Source organism: Flintibacter muris, from assembly GCF_943192995.1.
Taxonomy (GTDB): domain Bacteria; phylum Bacillota; class Clostridia; order Oscillospirales; family Oscillospiraceae; genus Lawsonibacter; species Lawsonibacter muris.
On record NZ_CALPCP010000088.1, the window covers coordinates 1 to 4,928 of the forward strand.

Consider the following 4,928-nt stretch of genomic DNA (forward strand, 5'->3'; position numbering starts at 1 on the left):
GGGGCGTTGTCAATCTGCTGGAGGGCTACGGCTCGGACAACCCCGGCTCCAATGCTCATGTACGGTAAAGAAGCAAGTAACCGAAAACAAGAAATAGACTGCCAGTACCACACTATTCCGAACCAAAGACCAAAAGACAAGCATTATGGAAATGTGCATAACAGGCTATTCCGTCATGGATAACTCTATTCACAGCACATGGAAAAGCTAAAATGCAGCTTTCCCACGTCCTGCAAACAGAGTTACCCACAACTTCATAAGGCAGCCAGTTATACACATTCCCACAAATCCAAACTTATATAAAATCCAAACTTTTCTGAAAACAGCTTGATAATTGGGGATTCTTGCCGGAAAAAGTTTGGATTTCGTTTCACAAAGTACAATACTCCAATTATGACAAAATGCGTAAAACATTGCTATTTAGCTCTGTTTCAATCAATTTATTCTCATTTCTGACAAGAGAAGTACAAAACAAAATCCAAACTTTTTTATCAGAAAATGCCTTGAATAAAGGATTTACAGAGAAAAGTTTGGATTTCTTCTAAGTTTGGATTTGTGGAAAAATCCAAAAGTTTAGATTTTTCCACAATGTCGATGACTACGAAACCTCTCACTCATTACATCTTTCTTATGGTGTACAAAGTATTTTTCCTTTTTCTACTTTCTTTTCTAAAATTGATGTGCTATAATAGCTTCATTCCAAAAAAGGAGTAAAAAATATGCGGCAAGGTATTCTTAAATAAAACTTCAATCAAATAGTGGGTTCAAAGAATTTTGAATGTCCCTAAATAAGGGGGCTTGGTTTTTTGTACCCAATTTAAGAATACTTTTGCCTTATCAATTTTGACATATCTGAAAAAGAACAGCAATCACCAGCAGGTGTATGCTGTATATGTGTATGTCCGCAAACTGTAATCCCCAGTGGTAAAAGTATTTTACTGCTGGGGATTTTTATGCCCTTTTGGGCTTGTAAAGGGAGGACAATCACATGAAAATAATCAATATTGGCATTCTTGCCCATGTAGACGCGGGAAAAACAACTTTAACAGAAAGCCTGTTGTACACCAGTGGAGCGATTGCAGAACAAGGAAGTGTAGATAAAGGAACCACAAGAACAGACACTATGGTTTTAGAGCAGCGGCGGGGAATTACCATTCAGACGGCAGTTACTTCTTTTTGCTGGAATGGTTATAAAATCAATATCGTGGACACTCCCGGTCATATGGATTTTTTAGCCGAAGTATATCGTTCTTTATCTGTCCTTGACGGAGCTGTTTTAGTTGTTTCGGCAAAAGACGGTGTACAGGCACAGACCCGAATATTATTCCATGCACTTCAGAAAATGAACATTCCGACAATTATCTATGTAAATAAGATAGACCAAAACGGAATTGATTTACGGCGTGTTTACCAAAACATCAGGGAAAAACTTACCAGTGATATAATCGTCATGCAAGAGGTTATCTTATCGCCCAAAATAGATATTACTGATATTGCTGATTTGGATAAATGGGATTCCGTTATTTCCGGGAATGATGAACTATTAGAAAAATATATTTCAGAGGATTCATTGGACATACAGGAATTACAACTTGAAAAGTGCCAGAGAACCAGATGTTGTTCTTTGTTTCCTGTATATCATGGAAGCGCAAAAGACAATTTAGGAACAGAAAAATTGATTGAGGTAATTACTGAAACTTTTGTTACAGAAACAAAAAATAATCAGTCTGAATTATGTGGGTATGTTTTTAAGGTTGAGTATACAGAAGGGAAAAAACGTCTTTCCTACTTACGCCTATATCATGGAACGCTCCATTTACGAGATACACTTCTGCTGTCAAAAAAGAAAAAGGTAAAGATTACAGAAATGTACATTCCGGCAAATGGCGAAATTGTTTCGGCAGACCATGCCTGTCAGGGAGAAATTGTTGTCTTATCCGATGATACTTTAAAATTATATGACATTTTGGGAAATGAAGAACTTTTACCTCGCAAAGCATGGATTGACAATCCTATGCCTTTACTTCGGACAACCGTTGAGCCACAAGAGCCAGAACAAAGAGAAGCCTTGCTGAATGCTCTCATAGAAATTGCCGATACAGACCCACTTTTGCACTTTGAAATTGATACTGCCACCCGTGAGATTATTCTGTCTTTTTTAGGAAAGGTGCAATTAGAGGTTATTTGTTCATTGCTGGAAGAAAAGTATCATGTAAAAGTGGCTATGAAAGAGCCTACGGTTATTTATCTGGAAAGACCGTTAAAAAAGGCAGCCTACACGATTCATATTGAAGTACCACCAAATCCATTTTGGGCGTCTATTGGTTTAACTGTAACACCACTCCCTATCGGAAGCGGAACCCAGTATAAAAGCAAGGTATCTCTTGGCTATTTGAACCAAAGTTTTCAAAATGCCGTCATGGAGGGTGTGCATTATGGAATGGAGCAAGGCTTATATGGCTGGGAAGTGACAGATTGCAGCATTTGTTTTGACTATGGAGTTTATTACAGCCCGGTTAGTACCCCCGCAGATTTTCGCTTCCTTGCTCCTGTCGTATTGGAACAGGCATTGAAAAAAGCAGGAACACAGGTTTTGGAGCCATACCTTTCCTTTACCCTTTTTGCTCCACAGGAATATCTTTCACGGGCTTACAATGATGTGCCAAAATATTGTGCAGTGATTGAATCGGTTGTACTTGAAAATGATGAGGTTATTTTTAAAGGAGAAATCCCCGCCCGCTGTATCAATGAATATAAAAATGATTTAAATTTTTATACAAACGGGAGAAGTGTTTGTCTTACAGAATTAAAAGGGTATAAAGAAACTTCTGGGGAGTTTGTATCGCAGCCACGCCGCCCTAACAGTCGGTTAGATAAGATTCGGTATATGTTTCAAAAGACAATGTAAGTTTTTGTGAATTATATGGAGAAAAAATCTGATAAAAAAGGAGAACCTATTTTGAATAAAGAGCGGACAAATACAGCAAATAAAAAACAAAGGCTTTCAGCTTGCACCGAAGCATACAAAGAACACATTATGTATACTTTTAACGCTTTTTGTAGAGTGGTGATACGCTATGCAACTCTCAACTCATGGCGTGACAGAAGCAGGAAACGGCAAAGAGAAATATCTTTTGAATATCTTACAGAAGAAAAATTTTACCCGTTCAGTACGTCTAATAAATATTTCATAGACCCCTATGAGCAGTACCCCATCACCATATGTGGTCAGACGGTTATCCTCACCAATGGAGAGCTTGCCGCTGCGCTGTTATCCTTGCCAGAGAAAAAAAGAGAAATCATTTATCTCTACTTTTTCGGTCATTACACGCAACAGGAAATTGGTGAAATGTATGGACGTTGCCGGAGTACGGCATGGCATCACATACACAGTGCTTTACAAATCCTTGACGATTTCGGCATGGAGCGTGGCACGGAATACGGGCTTGAACAGGTTTACAACGTGATTGACAGCCGATACCGCAGCAGAAAGCCGCTGATTGTCACAACAAATTTGACGCTGGAGGAATTGCAGAACCCGGAGGACACCGCCCACGCCCGCATTTATGACCGCCTTACAGAAATGTGTACCCCCGTTCGCATTACCGGGGAGAATTTCAGAAAAGCCAGAGCAAGGGAGAAAATGGAACAGCTTAAAACGCTGCTGAACAGAAAGGAGAGCCTATGACCGACACCCCCAACAGAAGCACCGCCACTACCGCCCGCCGCCCGGATTGCGTGACCGAGGTACGCCGGGGGAACACCGTCCTTGTGGTTTCCGGCTACTTCAAGCAAGGCACGACCGCCACCGCCGCCGACAAGATGATGAAAGTGCTGGAAGCCGAAAGCGCAGCCGGACACAAGCCGATTTACAGCGCATGACAACCCGCAGATAAAAACCGTCATTTTGACGGGCGGTAAAGAAGCAAAAAAGACTGTACAGACAGCCGCCCCATGTGGTATGATAAACTTACGGAATAGTGGGGCTGGCTGTCGGAAACGGAGGACATTATGCCAAGACAGACCACCCAAAAACTCATTACCGCCCTTTATCCGAGATTGTCGCACGAGGACACGCTTCAAGGCGAATCCAACTCCATAAGCAACCAGAAGCGGATTCTGGAAGCCTACGCAAAACAGAACGGCTTTTCCAACCTCAAATGGTACACGGACGACGGATTCTCCGGGGCAAATTTCCAAAGACCCGGCTTCCAGTCCATGCTTGCCGACATTGAAGCGGGGCTTGTGGGAACGGTTATCGTAAAAGATATGTCACGGTTAGGGCGAAACTATCTGCAAGTGGGAATGTACACGGAAATGATTTTCCCACAGAACGGCGTCCGTTTCATTGCAATCAATGACGGAGTAGACAGCGCACAGGGCGACAACGATTTTGCCCCCTTGCGTAACATTTTTAACGAATGGCTGGTGAGAGATACGAGCAAAAAAATCAGAGCCGTGAAGCGGTCAAAAGGAATGAGCGGGAAGCCCGTCACAAGCAAGCCCGTGTACGGCTACCTCATGGACGAGGACGAAAATTTCATCATTGACGGGGAAGCCGCCCCCGTGGTGAAGCAGATATACAGCCTTTGCCTTGCCGGGAACGGACCGACCAAGATAGCCCGTATGCTTGCGGAACAGCAAATCCCCACGCCGGGAACACTGGAATACCGCCGGACAGGGAGAACCCGCCGCTACCACCCCGGCTATGAGTGCAGGTGGGCGACAAACACCGTGGCGCATATCCTTGAAAACCGGGAATACACGGGCTGCCTTGTGAACTTCAAGACCGAGAAAGTGTCCTACAAGGTGAAGCAGAGCAAAGAGAACCCCGTGGAAAAACAGGCAATCTTTGAGAACCACCACGAAGCAATCATTGACCGGGAAACATGGGAGCGTGTGCAGGAGCTACGCAAGCAGCGCAAACG

5 protein-coding genes are annotated in these 4,928 nt (G+C 43.0%); all 5 read left to right on the plus strand.

The window, feature by feature from the left end; translation table 11 throughout:
• Positions 1–17: 17 nt before the first annotated feature.
• A complete protein-coding gene (locus NFS22_RS24215; protein WP_420908910.1) occupies positions 18–68 on the plus strand; it encodes a hypothetical protein in 51 nt (16 codons plus the stop codon).
• A 920-nt stretch (positions 69–988) separates the two neighbouring features.
• The gene (gene tet, locus NFS22_RS23085) at positions 989–2,908 is read left to right on the plus strand and encodes a TetM/TetW/TetO/TetS family tetracycline resistance ribosomal protection protein (RefSeq protein WP_016227219.1); all 1,920 of its coding nucleotides are present in this window, start codon (positions 989–991) and stop codon (positions 2,906–2,908) included.
• A gap of 129 nt (positions 2,909–3,037) precedes the next feature.
• Positions 3,038–3,688 carry a sigma factor-like helix-turn-helix DNA-binding protein gene (locus tag NFS22_RS23090; RefSeq protein ID WP_251319976.1) on the plus strand — a complete coding sequence of 217 codons (651 nt, stop codon included), beginning with the start codon at positions 3,038–3,040 and terminating at the stop codon, positions 3,686–3,688.
• Positions 3,685–3,882, plus strand: coding sequence for a transposon-encoded TnpW family protein (locus NFS22_RS23095; RefSeq protein WP_004056590.1), 198 nt, complete (start codon positions 3,685–3,687; stop codon positions 3,880–3,882). Before NFS22_RS23090 ends, NFS22_RS23095 begins: the two co-directional genes overlap by 4 nt.
• Before the next feature lie 129 nt (positions 3,883–4,011).
• A partial coding sequence (locus NFS22_RS23100; RefSeq protein ID WP_251319975.1) for a recombinase family protein occupies positions 4,012–4,928 on the plus strand: 917 nt, incomplete at its 3' end.